16 protein-coding genes and 1 pseudogene are annotated in these 14279 nt (G+C 68.1%); 6 read left to right on the top strand and 11 right to left on the bottom strand.

Annotated features, from left to right (window positions below; translation table 11 throughout):
• Positions 1-151: 151 nt before the first annotated feature.
• Positions 152-949, top strand: a complete 798-nt coding sequence (locus JQ639_RS02380; protein WP_249123572.1) for a DUF899 domain-containing protein — start codon at positions 152-154, stop codon at positions 947-949.
• 357 nt (positions 950-1306) lie between these two features.
• On the opposite strand, the gene JQ639_RS02375 is transcribed toward JQ639_RS02380, so the two are convergent.
• Complete coding sequence (locus JQ639_RS02375) at positions 1307-1945, bottom strand: Vgb family protein (protein ID WP_211969639.1); 639 nt, start codon at positions 1943-1945, stop codon at positions 1307-1309.
• A 30-nt stretch (positions 1946-1975) separates the two neighbouring features.
• Positions 1976-3196: a helix-turn-helix domain-containing protein gene (locus JQ639_RS02370; RefSeq protein WP_211969640.1), complete on the bottom strand. Its 1221-nt coding sequence runs from the start codon at positions 3194-3196 to the stop codon at positions 1976-1978.
• A gap of 136 nt (positions 3197-3332) precedes the next feature.
• Between JQ639_RS02370 and JQ639_RS02365 the strand changes: the two genes are divergently transcribed.
• Positions 3333-4106: a DUF2182 domain-containing protein gene (locus JQ639_RS02365; RefSeq protein ID WP_211969641.1), complete on the top strand. Its 774-nt coding sequence runs from the start codon at positions 3333-3335 to the stop codon at positions 4104-4106.
• Positions 4107-4139: 33 nt separating this feature from the next.
• On the opposite strand, the gene JQ639_RS02360 is transcribed toward JQ639_RS02365, so the two are convergent.
• A complete protein-coding gene (locus tag JQ639_RS02360; RefSeq protein ID WP_211969642.1) occupies positions 4140-5480 on the bottom strand; it encodes an MFS transporter in 1341 nt (446 codons plus the stop codon).
• Positions 5481-5539: 59 nt separating this feature from the next.
• Positions 5540-6202, bottom strand: a complete 663-nt coding sequence (locus tag JQ639_RS02355) for a flavin reductase family protein (protein ID WP_211969643.1) — start codon at positions 6200-6202, stop codon at positions 5540-5542.
• 52 nt (positions 6203-6254) lie between these two features.
• Here JQ639_RS02355 and JQ639_RS02350 point away from each other — a divergent pair, with 52 nt between their 5' ends.
• A complete protein-coding gene (locus JQ639_RS02350) occupies positions 6255-6989 on the top strand; it encodes a GntR family transcriptional regulator (RefSeq protein WP_211969644.1) in 735 nt (244 codons plus the stop codon).
• 61 nt (positions 6990-7050) lie between these two features.
• On the opposite strand, the gene JQ639_RS02345 is transcribed toward JQ639_RS02350, so the two are convergent.
• Positions 7051-7173 (bottom strand): AraC family transcriptional regulator, encoded by a 123-nt coding sequence (locus JQ639_RS02345; protein ID WP_249123599.1) that lies wholly within the window; start codon positions 7171-7173, stop codon positions 7051-7053.
• 53 nt (positions 7174-7226) lie between these two features.
• Between JQ639_RS02345 and JQ639_RS35170 the strand changes: the two are divergent.
• Positions 7227-7397, top strand: a pseudogene (locus JQ639_RS35170) (phosphohydrolase); the annotation flags it as partial.
• 29 nt (positions 7398-7426) lie between these two features.
• Here JQ639_RS35170 and JQ639_RS02340 read toward each other — a convergent pair.
• From JQ639_RS02340 to JQ639_RS02315, 6 genes are all read right to left on the bottom strand, one after another.
• Positions 7427-7927, bottom strand: a complete 501-nt coding sequence (locus JQ639_RS02340) for a peptide deformylase (RefSeq protein ID WP_211969646.1) — start codon at positions 7925-7927, stop codon at positions 7427-7429.
• 84 nt (positions 7928-8011) lie between these two features.
• The gene (locus JQ639_RS02335) at positions 8012-8491 is read right to left on the bottom strand and encodes a PaaI family thioesterase (RefSeq protein ID WP_211969647.1); all 480 of its coding nucleotides are present in this window, start codon (positions 8489-8491) and stop codon (positions 8012-8014) included.
• Positions 8492-8645: 154 nt separating this feature from the next.
• Positions 8646-9842, bottom strand: coding sequence for an acyltransferase family protein (locus JQ639_RS02330; RefSeq protein ID WP_211969648.1), 1197 nt, complete (start codon positions 9840-9842; stop codon positions 8646-8648).
• Between the two features lie 111 nt (positions 9843-9953).
• Positions 9954-10271, bottom strand: a complete 318-nt coding sequence (gene sugE / locus JQ639_RS02325; RefSeq protein ID WP_211969649.1) for a quaternary ammonium compound efflux SMR transporter SugE — start codon at positions 10269-10271, stop codon at positions 9954-9956.
• Between the two features lie 58 nt (positions 10272-10329).
• The gene (locus JQ639_RS02320; RefSeq protein ID WP_211969650.1) at positions 10330-11253 is read right to left on the bottom strand and encodes a DMT family transporter; all 924 of its coding nucleotides are present in this window, start codon (positions 11251-11253) and stop codon (positions 10330-10332) included.
• A gap of 121 nt (positions 11254-11374) precedes the next feature.
• Positions 11375-12262, bottom strand: coding sequence for a LysR family transcriptional regulator (locus JQ639_RS02315; RefSeq protein ID WP_211969651.1), 888 nt, complete (start codon positions 12260-12262; stop codon positions 11375-11377).
• Positions 12263-12599: 337 nt separating this feature from the next.
• On the opposite strand from JQ639_RS02315, the gene JQ639_RS02310 reads away from it, so the two are divergent.
• Both JQ639_RS02310 and JQ639_RS02305 read left to right on the top strand, forming a co-directional pair.
• Positions 12600-13469 (top strand): sigma-70 family RNA polymerase sigma factor, encoded by an 870-nt coding sequence (locus JQ639_RS02310; protein WP_211969652.1) that lies wholly within the window; start codon positions 12600-12602, stop codon positions 13467-13469.
• Positions 13470-13614: 145 nt separating this feature from the next.
• Positions 13615-14277, top strand: coding sequence for a flavodoxin family protein (locus JQ639_RS02305; protein WP_249123573.1), 663 nt, complete (start codon positions 13615-13617; stop codon positions 14275-14277).
• Positions 14278-14279 lie beyond the last annotated feature (2 nt).

The raw sequence follows: 14279 nt of genomic DNA, 5'->3' as shown, positions 1-14279 counted from the left end.
GTTGGCCGGGCATCGGAAAATCACGTCACACTTGTCACTCCCGTGATCCGACGCTCCGGCGCCAAGGTGGTGCATGGCCAATGACGGGCGGTCGGGGATGATCTTCAGCCGGACACTCCCGCGCTCGTCCAACCCGGAGGTTGAGATCATCATGAGCCCATCTCGCGAAGTCATTTCTGTCGACAGCCAGCCCGTCATGCAGACGCCGCCCGTCGTCTCGCCGCAGGCCTGGGAGGCGGCGCGCAAGGAGATGCTGGTGAAGGAGAAGCTGCACACGCGCGCCCGCGACGCGCTCGCGGCTGAACGCCGCCGCATGCCGTGGATGGCGGTCGAGACGACCTACGCCTTCGACGGGCCGAACGGCAGGCTCAGCCTGCTCGACATGTTCGAGGGGCGGCGGCAACTGATCGTCTACCGCGCGTTCTTCGAGCCCGGCGTGTTCGGCTGGCCCGAGCATGCCTGCCGCGGCTGCTCGCTCGGCGCCGATCAGGTCGGCCATCTCGCGCATCTCAACGCCCGCGACACCACGCTCGCCTATGTGTCGCGCGCGCCGCAGGCCGATATCGCGCGGCTCAAGGCACGGATGGGCTGGACGATGCCGTGGTACACCATCACTGACCACTTCGATGCCGACTTCGGCGTCGACGAGTGGCATGGCCACAACGTGTTCTTCCGCGATGGCTCGCGCATCTTTCGCACCTACTTCATCAACAACCGCGGCGACGAGGCGATGGGCACGGTGTGGAGCTATCTCGATCTGTCGCCGCTCGGCCGCCAGGAGGTCTGGGAGAAGTCGCCGGAAGGCTATCCCCAGGGGCCGACCTACAAGTGGTGGAACTGGCACGACAGCTACGAAGCCGAGGCCAGGCCTGATCAGCGCTGGATCGAGATCTCCGATGCGGGCGAGGCCGCGTTCCGCAAGGCGAGCGCGGACGACAAGGCCGGGTAGTCGGCGGCAGGTCGATGACAATGGCTGCACTCGCCCGCGCACGGGCGAGTGCACCCAGGTACGCCATCCAGGTACGCCATCCAGGTCCGCGATCCAGGTACGCCATCAGGGCCGCCATGTCGACCGCAGCGCCGGCGGCGTCGTGATCCGGACATCGGCCGCGCGTGTGACGCCAGTAGGCTGGCGGCGCTTGGCCACCTGCGGCAGCAGGTCGTTGAGTTGCGGCGCATCGCGCCGAGTCCGGGCGAGATGCGCCGCGGAAGACTGTTCCAGCAGTTGGCGGCGTTGTCGGTCAACGTCACGAACACGCGGCGGCGATCGGTGTCGTCGCGCGCGGCGCGGCTTTCGCATCCGCGGCTACTTGCGCCGCGTCGGACGGCGCACCGCGCGGATCTTGGCGCTGCGGCCGCCGCCGCAGAAGAAGCGGTCGCCGCCGTCGGATTCGAGGCCGGAGATGCCGGTGCCCTGAGGCATGTCGAGAACTTCGAGCACTTCGCCGGATACAGGATCGATCCGCCGCAGGTCGCTGTCGTCGTCCCAGGTCGCATGCCACAGTTCGCCGTCGACCCAGGTGACGCCGGTGACGAAGCGGTTGGACACGATGGTGCGCAGCACCGCGCCGCTCTCCGGATCGATCTGGTGGATCTTGCAGGCGCGATACTCCCCGACCCACAGAGAGCCTTCGGCCCAGGCGAGGCCGGAATCGCCGCCGCCGCCGGGGGCCGGGATCGTCGACAGCACCTGTCCGGTGTTCGGGTCGATCTTCTGGATGCGCGCCTCGGCGATCTGAAACAGGTGACGCCCGTCGAACGCGGTGCCGGCATGAGCGGGGGCGGCGATGCTGCGGCCGGTCTCGCCGCTGTCGGGATCGAGCGTGGCAATGTGATCGCCCGCCGCGAACCAGACGTTGTGCCCGTCGAAGCTGACGCCGCCGATCTGCTCGACGCCGGGGAAGGGGCCGTATTCGCGGATGATCTCGGCGGGCGTTTTCTTCATAACGATATCCTCATGAATGACGCGGTGATGCTAGTTCGCCGGCAGCGGTGCCGGGAGTAACAAGGTTGACGTGAAACCGGGGCCCGGCGGCGTCATCCAGCGGCGGGCGCGGCCGCGGCCGATCGCCTGCACCTTGCCGGCGGCGGCGAGGGCATCGAGCGCGCGCTGCACCGTGCGCTGGCCGGCCCCGAGCGCCAGCGCCAGCGCCGAGCTCGACCAGGCTTCGCCGTCGGCGAGCAGTGCCAGCACCGCCGCATGCGCCTCGTCGATGGGACGCGCCAGCACCACCACCTCGCGGGCGCGCCGTGGTGCGAGCGCAAAGCCGTCTCTGGTGGCGTGCAGATCGGCGCGGCCTTTCAACAGCGCACGCAGGCGGCCGATCTCGACCCGCAACCGGGCGCGGTGGGATTCGTCGGCGCGTTTGCCACGGAAGGCACGGGCGACGAGGACGTCGCGCGGCACATCGCCGGGCCATGCCTCGCCGAGCGCGCGGGCCAGCGCGAACAGCACGGGGCGGCGCGCCAGTTGCACGGCTCCACGGGGATCGCGCACGACATGGCGGCTGGCGTCGATGACCAGAGCGCTGGAGGCCAGCAGCGCCTCGACCTCGTCGAGCCGCAGCACGCGCTCGCGCCCCTGTTGCAGGAGGCGGGCAGCGGGGGCGGCCAGCGCCTCCGCGACACTTTCGACCTCGGCGCGCAGGGCCGCAATGCCGGCCCGCGCGCCGGCCTCGCGCGCCCGCTTGAGCGCGGCGCGCGCGTCGGCGGTGCGGATGTGGCGGATCGCAAGTCCCGCGACCACCATCTCATGGACGGCCCGCAGCGCCGGCGGCAGCGGCGCGGGATCAAGCGTCGCCAGCAGTCGCTCGGCCTCGTCGATGCGTCCGATCAGCAGGAGATGGCGAACCGCCAGACCGTGGGCATGGGCGGCATTGATCCGGTCGCCATGGGCTGCGAGCGTGGCACGTGCGGCGTCGAGCGCTTGTCCCGGCCAGGCGAGGTCACGGGAGACCAGCGCGACCTCGGCCTCGGCGACGATGCAGCGCGCATGCGCCACCGCTTCGCGTGGGCCGAACGCACGCGCTGCGCGGCGCAGCAACGCCTTGGCCCGCACGAGGTCGCCGAGCCGCGCCATGGCGATGCCGCGCAGGGCCAGCGCCGCGGCGTCGTCGCGCAGCGCGACCCGGTTGAGCGCGCCGAGCGGGTCGCCCGCCGCCAGCGCCCGCGCTGCTGCCGTGATCAGCGAGTCCATGCAAATCCCGCCACACTTGTCACTCCCGTCCGTCCGGAACGCGGTCCTAGTCTATCGCGCATCGATCCACCAGTCGCCGTGGCATGTCGGCGACGTCGCACCCCGGTCGACCGGTCGGCGGAGGGAGGGAACCAGGATGTCCGAACGCGTCGCCCGGCGCACTTTTCTCGGCCTGTCGGCCGGGCTGTTCGCCGCGAGCCTGGCGGTGAGCGTCGTGTGGTGCCGCGCCATGGCCGCCACCAGCGAGCCGCCATGCGGCTGGACTGCGATGATGGGTTGGGCGCCGATGCCCGGCCAGTCCGTCCAGGCGCTGGCCGCGTCGTTTCTCGGCATGTGGACGGTGATGATGGTGGCGATGATGCTGCCGTCGCTGCTGCCGGTGTTATGGCGCTATCGCCTGCGGATCAGCCGGTCCGGAACGGGGCAGGCGGGGTTGCTGGCGGCGCTGGTCGGCCTCGGCTATTTCCTGGCGTGGAGCACGCTCGGCCTGATCGTGCTGCCGCTGACGCTCGCCCTCGGCGCGGTCGCGACTCGCCTGCCGATGCCGGGGCGCGACATTCCGGTCGTGCTCGGCGCGGTGGTCGTCGCCGCCGGTGCTCTGCAGTTCACGCCATGGAAAGTTCGCCATCTGTCGCACTGCCGTGCAGTCTCCGCACGTGACTGCGTGCCGTCCGCACACACGGTCGATGCGCTTGGTGCAGGGCTGCATCTTGGCCGTCACTGCATTGCGAGCTGTGCAGGCGCTGCCGCCATCGTCGTGGCGACGGGCGCGATGGATCTTGCGGTGATGGCTGTGGTGACGTCGGCGATCACGCTCGAGCGGTGGGTGCCAAATGGCGCGCGCACCGTGCAGTGTCTCGGAGCGTTCGCGATCGCCACGGGCGGATGGCTGATGGCGTCGGGGATGTGACGTCGGCGCGGGGCTGCCGCGCCGACATCGGGTCTAGTTGTTGGCGAGCCGTCCAGTGTCAGGACGATCGAGATCGAGGTGGCGGGTTTCGGGAATGGCGATGGCGGTAATCAGCGTGATCGCGGCGACGGCCATCAGGTAGTACAGAAACCAGCGATGATATCCCTGCTGCGCCAATGCGGTGTTCACGTAGGGCGCCGTGCCGCCGAAGATCGCAGTGGCGAGTGACAACGGTCCACTGACGCCGGTGGCACGAACGCTGGTAGGGAACACCTCGGCCCAAACCGCGGTGTTGACGCCGAACAGACAGGCCAGCAGCATCAGGGCGATGGTCATCGATGTCAGGAGACCGGCAAAGGTGTTGTCGATCAGGCCATCGAGATGGAGCGTCAGCGCTAGGAAACCGATGCCGAAGAATACAATGAAGATGCGACGGCCATAGCGGTCGGCGAGCCAGCCGACGGCCGGGATCGCGATCAGGAAAATACATTGTGCGATCAGGCTGGCGGAGAACGCTGATTTGGCATCGAGGCCGCGGCTGACCTGGGCGAATGTCGGGCTGAAGATCAGCCAGGTGTAGAAGATAATCGATCCGCCGGCCGACAGGCCGAACACCACCGCGACGCCACGCCAGTTATGCAGCAACGAGGCGATGGCCGAGCGTTCGTTCGGATGGCGGCGGCTGTTTTCGAACGAGGCGGTCTCGGTCAGCTTCCGCCGCAGGTAGAGGCCATAGAAGCCGAGAAGAGCGCCGAGGGCGAATGGGATGCGCCAGCCCCAGCTCTCAAGCTGGGCCCGGTCGAGTACGCTGCTGAGCAGCAGGCCGACGAGAGTTGCGATGATGGTTCCGAGGACGACGCTGACCCACGATGTGCTGCCATAGAGAGCGCGGCGATGGCGCGGTGCGCGCTCGACCAGATAGGTGATGGACGTTCCCATTTCACCACCATGGGCGATGCCTTGCGCGAGGCGAGCGACCAGCAGGATGACGGAAGCGAGGATGCCTACCGATGCGAATGTCGGGGCGCACGCGATGGCGAGGCTGCCGCCGGCGGTAACGAAGATCGCCAGCGTCAGACTGGTCTTGCGACCCACGCGATCCGCGTAGACGCCGAAGATGAAGCCGCCCAGCGGACGCGTCAGGAATCCCGCGGCAAAAATGGCGAGTGCGGAGAGCAGGGCTGCGGTTTTGTCCGCGGATGGAAAGAATTGCAGGGCAAAGTACGGCGCGAAGATCGTGTAGATTGTCCAGTCGAACCATTCCAGCGTATTGCCGAAATTGACGGCCACGAGATCGCCGAGCTTGCGCGAGGACGAGATGGTTGTCCCGTCTGCGGATTGGACGCTGCGCATCGCGGCTTCTGATACGGTCATGACGTTTCCCCTGTTTGTTTTGAATATTGTCGTAGCTCTGCTGTTGTCGTGCCGCAGGCTCAGTCGACGTCCGGACGACCTTCGAGACCTGCCTGGGCGCCAGCATCCGAATTCGGCACGCGCATCTCGAAGGTTCGATCGATGACCGCGTAGTCGAAATAGCCCATACGCGCGATCGGCCGGATCGACGCGATATCGAGGCGACCATCGGCAGTGATGACGTGATCTGCGATGTGGATCTTCTCGACCTGGGCGAACACGATGTCGATGGTGCCGACCGCGGAGCGCCCCTTCAGGCGGTGGGTCGACAGATAACGGCATTCGAATTTGCAGGGGCTCTCCCGCACCATCGGGACTGGCGCGTTGTCGGCGTATTCGCGTGTAACCTTGATGCGGTCAAACTCACTCTCGTTCGATGGAAGCGCCATCGCGCTGAGATTGACTGCATCGCGCAGATCGTAGGTCGCCATGTTCCAGACGAACCAGCCAGTCTGTTCGGCGTTGATCACTGTGTCCTTGCGACGACCGTCGGGATACTGGTTCGCCGAAAACATGACCATCGGCGGATCGAAGGTCAGGTTCTGCCATTGGCTGTAGGGCGCGATGTTCTCGACGCCATCGACGCTGACGCTGGACAGCCAGCCGATCGGACGCGGCACCGTGCAGCTCTTGAAAGGGGAAAACGGCAGCGGACACGGCTGCAGGTGGGGGGCGTACTTCATTGGTCCTCGATCGCTGAATGTAATCTATTGGAAATATGTAACCGATATATCGATGGCATGGCAATGGACTTTCGCGCTATGCACAGCGCGGTTGTCACGTGTCGGGCAGGAGAGGCCTCACCCTGGAATGAATAAGTCGGAACAGGCGCTTAGCGTATTGCAGGGGGTCATCGAGCGCGGCGAACTGACGCCCGGAGCGATGGTGTCCGAAAGCCAGTTGATGGAGATGACCGGGCTCGGCCGGACACCGGTGCGCGAGGCCATCCAGCGGCTGGCGCTGAGCTACATGGTGCGCATCCACCCCAACAAGGGTATCGAGATTCCGGCCATCTCCGTCGAGGACCAGCTCAGCGGCCTGGAGGTGCGCCGCGCTGTGGAAGTGCTGGCCGTCGGGCTCGCCTGCGAGCGGGGGGCCGCGGCTGAACTGGACGCGATGCGGAAGCTGGCGGGGCAATTGACCGGCGACTTCACGTTGCGGCGCTATACCGAGACCGTGCGGGAGACGCACCGGCTGATTATCGAGGCTGCGCACAATCCATATCTGGGGGTGCTCATGACGCCGCTGCAGGCGTTGTCCAGGCGCTTCTGGATCATGCATGTCCGCGACGAGCAGCGCGAGATCCGGCATGGCGGCCGCCTTCACGCCGACATGCTGAATGCGATCGCCGATCGCAAGGTCGAGCGCGCCAGCGCGGCCTCGCTGGCGCTGAACGACTACCTCGTGCAGTTCACGCTGGCGGTCGTGGCGAAGATGGCGAGTCGGCCGCATTCGCCGAAGTCCAAATGACGGCCGCAGGATGCGGCGCTGCGCGATGCAGACGTCGGGACGCGCGCATCCCTCATGATACTCAGCTGCCGGCACGGGCCGTGTGCACCCGGCGGTAGGCCGAGGGCGTGACGCCGACGCGGCGCTGGAACGCGCGGCGGAAGGTGTCGATGTCGGTGAAACCGCAACATCCGGTGACGAGCATGGGCGCGGCAACGTCTTCCAGAACGCGGCGCGCCGCCGAGATCCGGCTGGCGTCCACCCGCGCCGCATTTCAAGGACAACATCATCCAGGTGGTCGACGATGGCATCCGGCATAAGCCCGACACGACCTTCGGCAACGTCTAGGCCGACGTCATCGCCGACAAGGAGCGCCATTTTCACCGCGGCAACTTCTGTGTGGTGATCAGCCAGTCGCCGTGGCGGTGACGGCATCCGGGCCGGGACGCGGTCCTCGCCTACGACGCTCGCGCCGCGCGGGCGTAGCGCTTCAGCAGCCGGTCGCGTTTGAGGCGCGACAGGCGCTGGATCCAGAAGATGCCGTCGAGCTGGTCGATCTCGTGCTGATGGCAGACCGCGCGGAAGCCATCGGCTTCCTCGGTGTGTTCGGCGCCGTCGAGATCGCGGTAGCTGATCCGGACACGGGCATGACGCTCGACATCCTCGACGACGCCGGGCATGGACACGCTGCCCTCGGTGTGGCGCAGCCGCTCGTCCGAGGCCCAGACGATCATGGGATTGATGTAGACCCGCGGCGTCTCGGTCGGGGCGAGCTGCAGCAGCACCACGCGCTGCAGCACGCCGACATGGGGCGCAGTGATGCCGATCGCCGGCGCCTCCCGCATGGTGTCGGCGAGATCGGCCGCAAGGGCCCGCAAGGCGGCATCGAAGGCAGCGACCGGAGCGGCGACCGTACCGAGACGGGGATCAGGATAACGGACGATCGGCCGGGCCGGCATGAAGGAGCGCTCTGCGTTGCTGGACTCTGTATGACAGTGTCCTAGCAGACCGGTGCAGCCGCAGCCAACCGGGCCGCGCCGCGTCTACGCCTCGAAGATCAGGCAGGTCGTGGTGCCGTGGGCGAGCAGGCGGCCGTCGGCATCGGTGATCCGCCCTTCGGCGGTGCCGACCCGGCGGCCGCGATTGAGCACGCTGCCTTCCGCACGGACGAGGCCGGTCCCGGTCGTGATCGGCCGCAGCAGCGAAATCTTGAACTCGAGCGTGGTCTGGCCGAAGCCGGCGTCGAGCGTCGACCAGACCGCGAGGCCCATGCAGCTGTCGAGCAGCGTCGCGGCGACACCGCCATGCACGGTGCCAGCCGGGTTGAGGTGGCGCTCGTCTGGCATCAGGGTGACGACGACCTGGCCGCGCGAGGCTTCGGTCACATCATAGCCGAGGGTGCGCGCCAGCGTGTTGAGCGGCTGTGTGCCAGCGACAAGGCCGTCCACGAACGCCTGTCCCGTGAGGGAGCTGCGGGCATGGGCGGCAACAGTGCCATAGGTCCTGGCCGGTGAGTGTGTCATCGCGGGCTCCCGCCGAATGCAGATGGCGTGCAGCTTAACGATCGGCGGGCGCGGCGCTGGCCGGTTTCGGACGCCATCACCCTGGGTGTGGGTGGCGGCGCACTGCCACCGCCGCGACGCGTGTGGCGGATCGCGGTTGCGCGCTCATCGCATCCTAGACGATGGCGCGCAGCAGCGGCGTGCGGCGCAGCAGGAGCGCGATCGCGAAGCTTGCGATGGCGGTCAAGAGCGTCAGCAGTGCGGCCTTCAGCAGAGCCGGTGCCGCAACGGCGCGCAACGCGAGGGTGAGCGCGATCACCACGGGCGGGTGAATCCAGTAGATGCCGAAGGCGGTGTTCGACAGCGCGCGCGCCAGCGGACCACGGGTGTTGAAGCTGTTTCGGTAGATGGCCAGCAGCGCGAGGCTCATCCCGACACACACCAGCGCCTCCCACAGACACTTGCCGGCGCTGACGGGATTCAAGCCGCCGGAATAGTCGGCGGTGTGTCCCTGCAGCGCGCCGCCGAGCGCGATCAGCACCGCGTATAGCGGGATCGCGGGAATGAGCGTCCAGGCGGCCCAGCGCCGGCAGAAGCTGTCCGGCAGCATCTCGATCCAGCGCCGCCGCGCGGCGAGCAGACCGACGGCGAACATCAGGATGTAGGACGGGAAGTCGCCGAGCTGCATGTTGAGGATGGCGCGGCCTTCGGGCAGCGGGATGCGCACCAGGAATGTCGCAACTGCCATGGCTGCGATGAAGACGAGGACGGCGCCGTCACCGGGTGGCGGTGCGTCGTGATATGGTGTTGTCGCAGCGGCAGGTTGGACCAGACGGAACACGGCATAGGCCACGGAGAACGCCAGCAGTGCGGCGCAGAACCACATCGGGCCGGTCTCGGACAGCCATTCACCGCTGCGCAGGTGACGCAGCCACTGGTGGCCGAAGCCGCCGCGGCCCCAACTGCCGGCAAGAAAATACTGTGTCAGCGGGCCGATCAGCAGCATGTAGAGCAGCGTCGGCACGCCGAGCCGGAGCGCACGGTCGCGCAGGAAGGCGCAGCATCTCTTGCGATCATGGCTCGGCACCGTGAAGCAGCCGGCGACGAAGAATAGCAACGCCATAAAGAACGCCTGCAGCGTGCTCTGGTAGGTCGCGAAGGTCAGCGCCGTACCAAAGCCAACCGGCCGCGCCTCGCGGTAGTACCAGCTGCCGAACGGCCCATAGGTGTCGCAGGCGTGCATGCTGAGCACCAGCAGCACCATGGTCCAGCGGATGTTGTCGATGAAGGCGAGGCGCTCGCCGCGGTCGGCGCCCATGGTGGCCGCCGGCGGCGACGCGACGTCGGGGGGAGCCGAGATGGACCGCGACATCCACGCCTCCGTGTGCGGCGAGCCGTGATCGGGCCTTCATGGCCGCGACGGCGCCTGTTTATCGGCGGTTGACCCGCGCCTTGGCAAGGGACATCGCATCGGGGTGCAGGCTCACGTCTCCAGCCATTTCAGCCCGATCACGCCGGCGAGGATCAGCGCCAGCAATGCGAGCCGTGCCGGCGCGACGCTCTCGCCGAACACGACGATGCCGGCGATCGCGACGCCGAGCGCGCCGATGCCGACCCACACCGCATAGGCGGTGCCGACGGGAAGGGTCTTGAGCGCCAGCGACAGCATCACGAAGCTGACCACCGCCGCGGTGATGCCGATCACGCTCGGCAACAGGCGGGTAAAGCCGCCGGTCTGCTTGAGCGCGATCGCCCAGATCACTTCGAGCAGCCCGGCGCCGAACAGCAGCAGCCATGCCATGGTCGTCTCTCCTCAGTTGTCAGGGGAAGGCAGCGCACGCGCCGCCTGCTTGTCGCGCTCAGAAGCCGCGGATCAGCACCACGCCGCCGAGCAGCAGCACGACGCCGGCATAGCGCAGCGCGGACAGCTCGCGCTGCGGCAGGCGGAACCAGCCGAAGCGGTCGACGAACAGTGAGGCGATCTGCTGGCCGGCGACGGTGAGGCCAACCGCGGCGGCGGTGCCGATCACCGGGATGGCGGTGAACACGGTGGTGACGTAGGTCGCGCCGCATGCCGCACCGATCCAGCCCCACCACGGCATCGTCGCAAGGCCGTTGAACTGTGGCTTCGGCGTGTCGGTGAACACCAGCGTGGCCGCGAGCACCAGCAGCATCGACAGGGTCGCGACGGCGAAGCTGATGGCGCCGACGACGAACGGCGCACCGAGGTCATGCCGCAGCAGGCCGTTGATCGCGCCCTGGACCGGCAGCACCGCGCCGGCGATCAGGGCGAGCCCGATCCAGCCGATTCTGGAGAGGGCAAGGCTGGCGGTTGCGCCAGTCTGGCCGAAGATGATCGCAAGGACTCCGGCGAGCACGGCGGCAAGACCGGCAAGTGTCGTCGCACGGGGCGGCTGCTGCGGCACGCCGAGCACGCCCAGGGTGTCGAGGCCGAACGAAGCCAGCATCTGGCCGGTGATGAACAGTCCGACGGTCACCACGGCACCGAGTCGCGGAAACAGCAGGATGGTGGAGGCGACATAGATCGCGGTCGCGATACCCCCGGTCGCATGCCACCAGGTGACGTTGCCGAGACCGCCAAGCGCCGTCACGGTGCCCGTGGCGGTGGCGATGATCAGCAGCAGCAGGCCGGCGATCAGCACCTGGATGACGGTTGCGGCGAACGGGCTGCCGGTGGCTTTCGAGAGCTGGGTGTTGGCGCCGGCCTGCACGGCGAGCAGGCCGCCGGCGACCAGCGAGATCGGAATGAACAGGATGTCCATGGGGATACGCCCTTGCAATGGCTCCGCATGGCGCGAAGCGTCGGGCGACAGATAGCGGCCGTGGCTGCTGCCGCCGACTGGGCAGCGGTGCAGTCGGCGACTGCGCCAACGCACAGGGGGATCAGACCGCGCGGCCCTCGAGCAGGTCGCGGTGGCGGCCGAGCGCCGTGGCCGCGAATTCGGTGAAGGCACGGATGCGGGCGGTGTTGCGCAGGTCCTCGTGGGTCAGCACCCACAGTGCGGTTTCCATTGCCGGGATCGGCGGCCGCACCCGGATGAGGCCGGGCGACGTGTCGCCGAGATAGCAGGGCAGCGCCGCGAGGCCGAGGCCGGCCTCGGCGCTCTGGCGCAGCGCCAGCAGGGAATCGGCGCGCAGCACGACGTCGCTTTCGGGCAGCTCGGAGCGCATCCACTGCGCCGCGGTGGTGCCGGTGAGATTGTCATCGGGCGCCACCCAGCGATGGCCGGCGAGATCGCCGGCCGCGGCATGCCCCGAGAGATAGGCGGGGCTGCCGTAGATCGCGAAGGCGATCGCAGCGACGCGGCGGCCGACCAGGGTCTCGGGGGGATTGGGCGACGGGCGGATGGCGACGTCGGCATCGCGCCGGCTGAGATTGGCGATGGCATTGGCCACCGCCAGCTCGAGGACGATGCCCGGCTGTTCGGCGCGGAAGTCCGCGAGCACGCCGGGCAGGAGGGTGGCCATCAGGGTGTCGGTGGTGGTGACACGCAGGGTGCCCGACAGTCGCAGGTCCTGGCCGAGCAGCCGGCGTTCGAGGCTGGTCACGGTGTCGCGGACCCCCCGGGCCGCGGTGGCCAGTTCCTCGCCGCCGGCGGTCAGCACGTAGCCGGTCGGCAGGCGCTCGAACAGACGCAGACCGATCGTGGCCTCGAAGGCGGTGATCCGGCGCAGCACGGTGGTGTGGTTGACCCCGAGCGCGCGCGCCGCGCCGGCGAGCGAGCCGGCCTCCGCGACCGCGAGGACATAGCGAAGATCGTCCCATTCCATCGAACTGTCTCCCAGCTGCCGTCGCAGCTGCGCCGGCACTTGAAGTGATTTGTTAATCTATGAAATCAAAAGGCATCTCAGATGCTTACGAGATGGAGCTGCCATTCTGTGAGACCGCTTGATGACGCTCCGTTCTCGCATTGAAAACCTGCTCCAGCCAATTGGACCATCGAAAAAATTGCGGCTGGCCTCGATGGCATGTCACACGGGCGAATGCCGTCTCGTCAGGACATCGAACGCCCTGTCCCGACGATGGAGATGGTCATGAGCGACGTGCCGACCCCAGAGCCGAGAACTACGCCGTGCTGCCGGCGCGCGGCAGCCGGTGCGTGCTGAGATGACTGGTCAGGACGCCGTCGCGACCTTCGCCCCGCTGCGGCCGCGGCTGGTGCGGATCGCCTACCGCATGCTGGGGTCCGTCGCGGATGCCGAGGACGTGGTGCAGGAAGCGTTCCTGCGCTGGCTCGATGTCGACCGCGCTGCCGTCAAGGAGCCCGGCGCCTTCCTCCGGCAGGTGGTGACCCGGCTCTGTCTCGACCATCTGAAGTCGGCCCGGGTCCGGCGCGAGACCTATGTCGGGCCATGGCTGCCGGAACCGGTGGTCGAGAGCACCGAGGATGCGGTCGAGGACGTCACCCTGCCGCTGATGCTGGCGCTGGAACGGCTGTCGCCGCTCGAGCGCGCCGCGTTCCTGCTCCACGACGTGTTCGGGGTGCCTTTCGAAGAGATCGCCGAGACGGTCGGGCGGGAGCCGGCCGCGTGCCGCCAGCTCGCCAGCCGCGCCCGTAGCCATGTCCGGGCGGCGCGGCCGCGCTACGACGTTTCGAAGGAGCAGGGGCTGGCGATCGCCTCGGCGTTCTTCGCGGCGTCCCGCAGCGGCGACATGGTCGCGCTGCGGCAGCTGCTCGCGGACGATGTTGCCGTCTACGCCGATGGTGGCGGCAAGACCACGGCGCCGCGCCACCCGGTGATCGGGATCGCGGAGGCGCTGCGGCTGCATGCGTCGCTCACCACGATCTACGCGGCGACGATGTCGCACCTGCTGCGCTATGGTTTCGTCAACGGCCTGCCGGGCTTCGTCAGCATAGAGCAGGGCGACACGCTGCAGACCACCGCGCTCGCCATCGCCGACGGCCGCATCACGGCCGTCTATGTGACCCGCAATCCCGACAAGCTGCGCCATCTCGGCGGTCACGCACTCCACTGATCACGGCCGGCGCGATGCGCCGGTCCACATCACACGATCAGCCGCGGCGTCTGCATGCCGCGGGCCGACCTGCCACGTCATCACGCCCGTCCCACCCCTGGCGCGGTCACGACCCGCCGCGTCCCTCACCGCAAGGAGAACTGCCATGAGCACGATCATGAATCCCACCATGACCGACATTCGCGTCGCCGTCGTCTATCACAGTGCCTATGGCCACACCGCGCGCCAGGCCGAAGCGGTCCGTGCCGGCGCGGGCGAGGTCGATGGCGTCGAGGCGTTCGCGCTGACCGTGGAGGACGCGCCGGCGCGCTGGGACGATCTCGCCGCCGCCGACGCCATCATCTTCGGCACGCCGACCCTGATGGCCAACGTCTCGGCCGCCTTCAAGGCGTTCCAGGATTCGACCTCGAATGCCGTGATGGCGAAGGGATTTCGGTGGAAGGACAAGATCGCCGCCGGGTTTACCAATTCGGGCGCCCATGCCGGCGACAAGCTGGCGACGCTGATCCAGCTCGCGCTGTTCGCCGCCCAGCACGGCATGCACTGGATCAATCTCGACCTGCCGCCCGGCAACAACGCCAGCACCGGATCGGATGTCGCGCTCAACCGCCTCGGCTTCTGGCTCGGCGCCGGCGCCCAGTCGAATGTCGACCAGGCGCCGGACATCGTGCCGCCGCCATCGGATCTCGCGACCGCCCGCCATCTCGGCCGGCGCGTGGCGGAGGCGACGCGGCAGTTCGTGCTTGGCCGCATGGTTATTGCAGACGGGCAGGGTGCGGCGCGGCGGCGCGCCGCCGTGCCGGTCTGACG

Source organism: Bradyrhizobium sp. U87765 SZCCT0048 (assembly GCF_018131225.1).
Classification (GTDB): domain Bacteria; phylum Pseudomonadota; class Alphaproteobacteria; order Rhizobiales; family Xanthobacteraceae; genus Bradyrhizobium_A.
The sequence above is the reverse complement of the archived record's forward strand: the minus strand, read 5'-3'. Positions and strand labels throughout refer to the sequence as shown.

Bases quoted from the DNA above. Each gene is read 5' to 3' on its own strand.
- JQ639_RS02360 (WP_211969642.1), bottom strand. From the start codon at position 5,480: ATGACCGTATCAGAAGCCGCGATGCGCAGCGTCCAATCCGCAGACGGG.
- JQ639_RS02350 (WP_211969644.1), top strand. From the start codon at position 6,255: ATGGCATGGCAATGGACTTTCGCGCTATGCACAGCGCGGTTGTCACGT.
- JQ639_RS02365 (WP_211969641.1), top strand. From the start codon at position 3,333: ATGTCCGAACGCGTCGCCCGGCGCACTTTTCTCGGCCTGTCGGCCGGG.
- JQ639_RS02320 (WP_211969650.1), bottom strand. From the start codon at position 11,253: ATGGACATCCTGTTCATTCCGATCTCGCTGGTCGCCGGCGGCCTGCTC.
- JQ639_RS02330 (WP_211969648.1), bottom strand. From the start codon at position 9,842: ATGTCGCGGTCCATCTCGGCTCCCCCCGACGTCGCGTCGCCGCCGGCG.
- JQ639_RS02380 (WP_249123572.1), top strand. From the start codon at position 152: ATGAGCCCATCTCGCGAAGTCATTTCTGTCGACAGCCAGCCCGTCATG.
- sugE (WP_211969649.1), bottom strand. From the start codon at position 10,271: ATGGCATGGCTGCTGCTGTTCGGCGCCGGGCTGCTCGAAGTGATCTGG.
- JQ639_RS02310 (WP_211969652.1), top strand. From the start codon at position 12,600: ATGACTGGTCAGGACGCCGTCGCGACCTTCGCCCCGCTGCGGCCGCGG.
- JQ639_RS02315 (WP_211969651.1), bottom strand. From the start codon at position 12,262: ATGGAATGGGACGATCTTCGCTATGTCCTCGCGGTCGCGGAGGCCGGC.
- JQ639_RS02335 (WP_211969647.1), bottom strand. From the start codon at position 8,491: ATGACACACTCACCGGCCAGGACCTATGGCACTGTTGCCGCCCATGCC.
- JQ639_RS02375 (WP_211969639.1), bottom strand. From the start codon at position 1,945: ATGAAGAAAACGCCCGCCGAGATCATCCGCGAATACGGCCCCTTCCCC.
- JQ639_RS02355 (WP_211969643.1), bottom strand. From the start codon at position 6,202: ATGAAGTACGCCCCCCACCTGCAGCCGTGTCCGCTGCCGTTTTCCCCT.
- JQ639_RS02340 (WP_211969646.1), bottom strand. From the start codon at position 7,927: ATGCCGGCCCGGCCGATCGTCCGTTATCCTGATCCCCGTCTCGGTACG.
- JQ639_RS02345 (WP_249123599.1), bottom strand. From the start codon at position 7,173: ATGCTCGTCACCGGATGTTGCGGTTTCACCGACATCGACACCTTCCGC.
- JQ639_RS02305 (WP_249123573.1), top strand. From the start codon at position 13,615: ATGAGCACGATCATGAATCCCACCATGACCGACATTCGCGTCGCCGTC.
- JQ639_RS02370 (WP_211969640.1), bottom strand. From the start codon at position 3,196: ATGGACTCGCTGATCACGGCAGCAGCGCGGGCGCTGGCGGCGGGCGAC.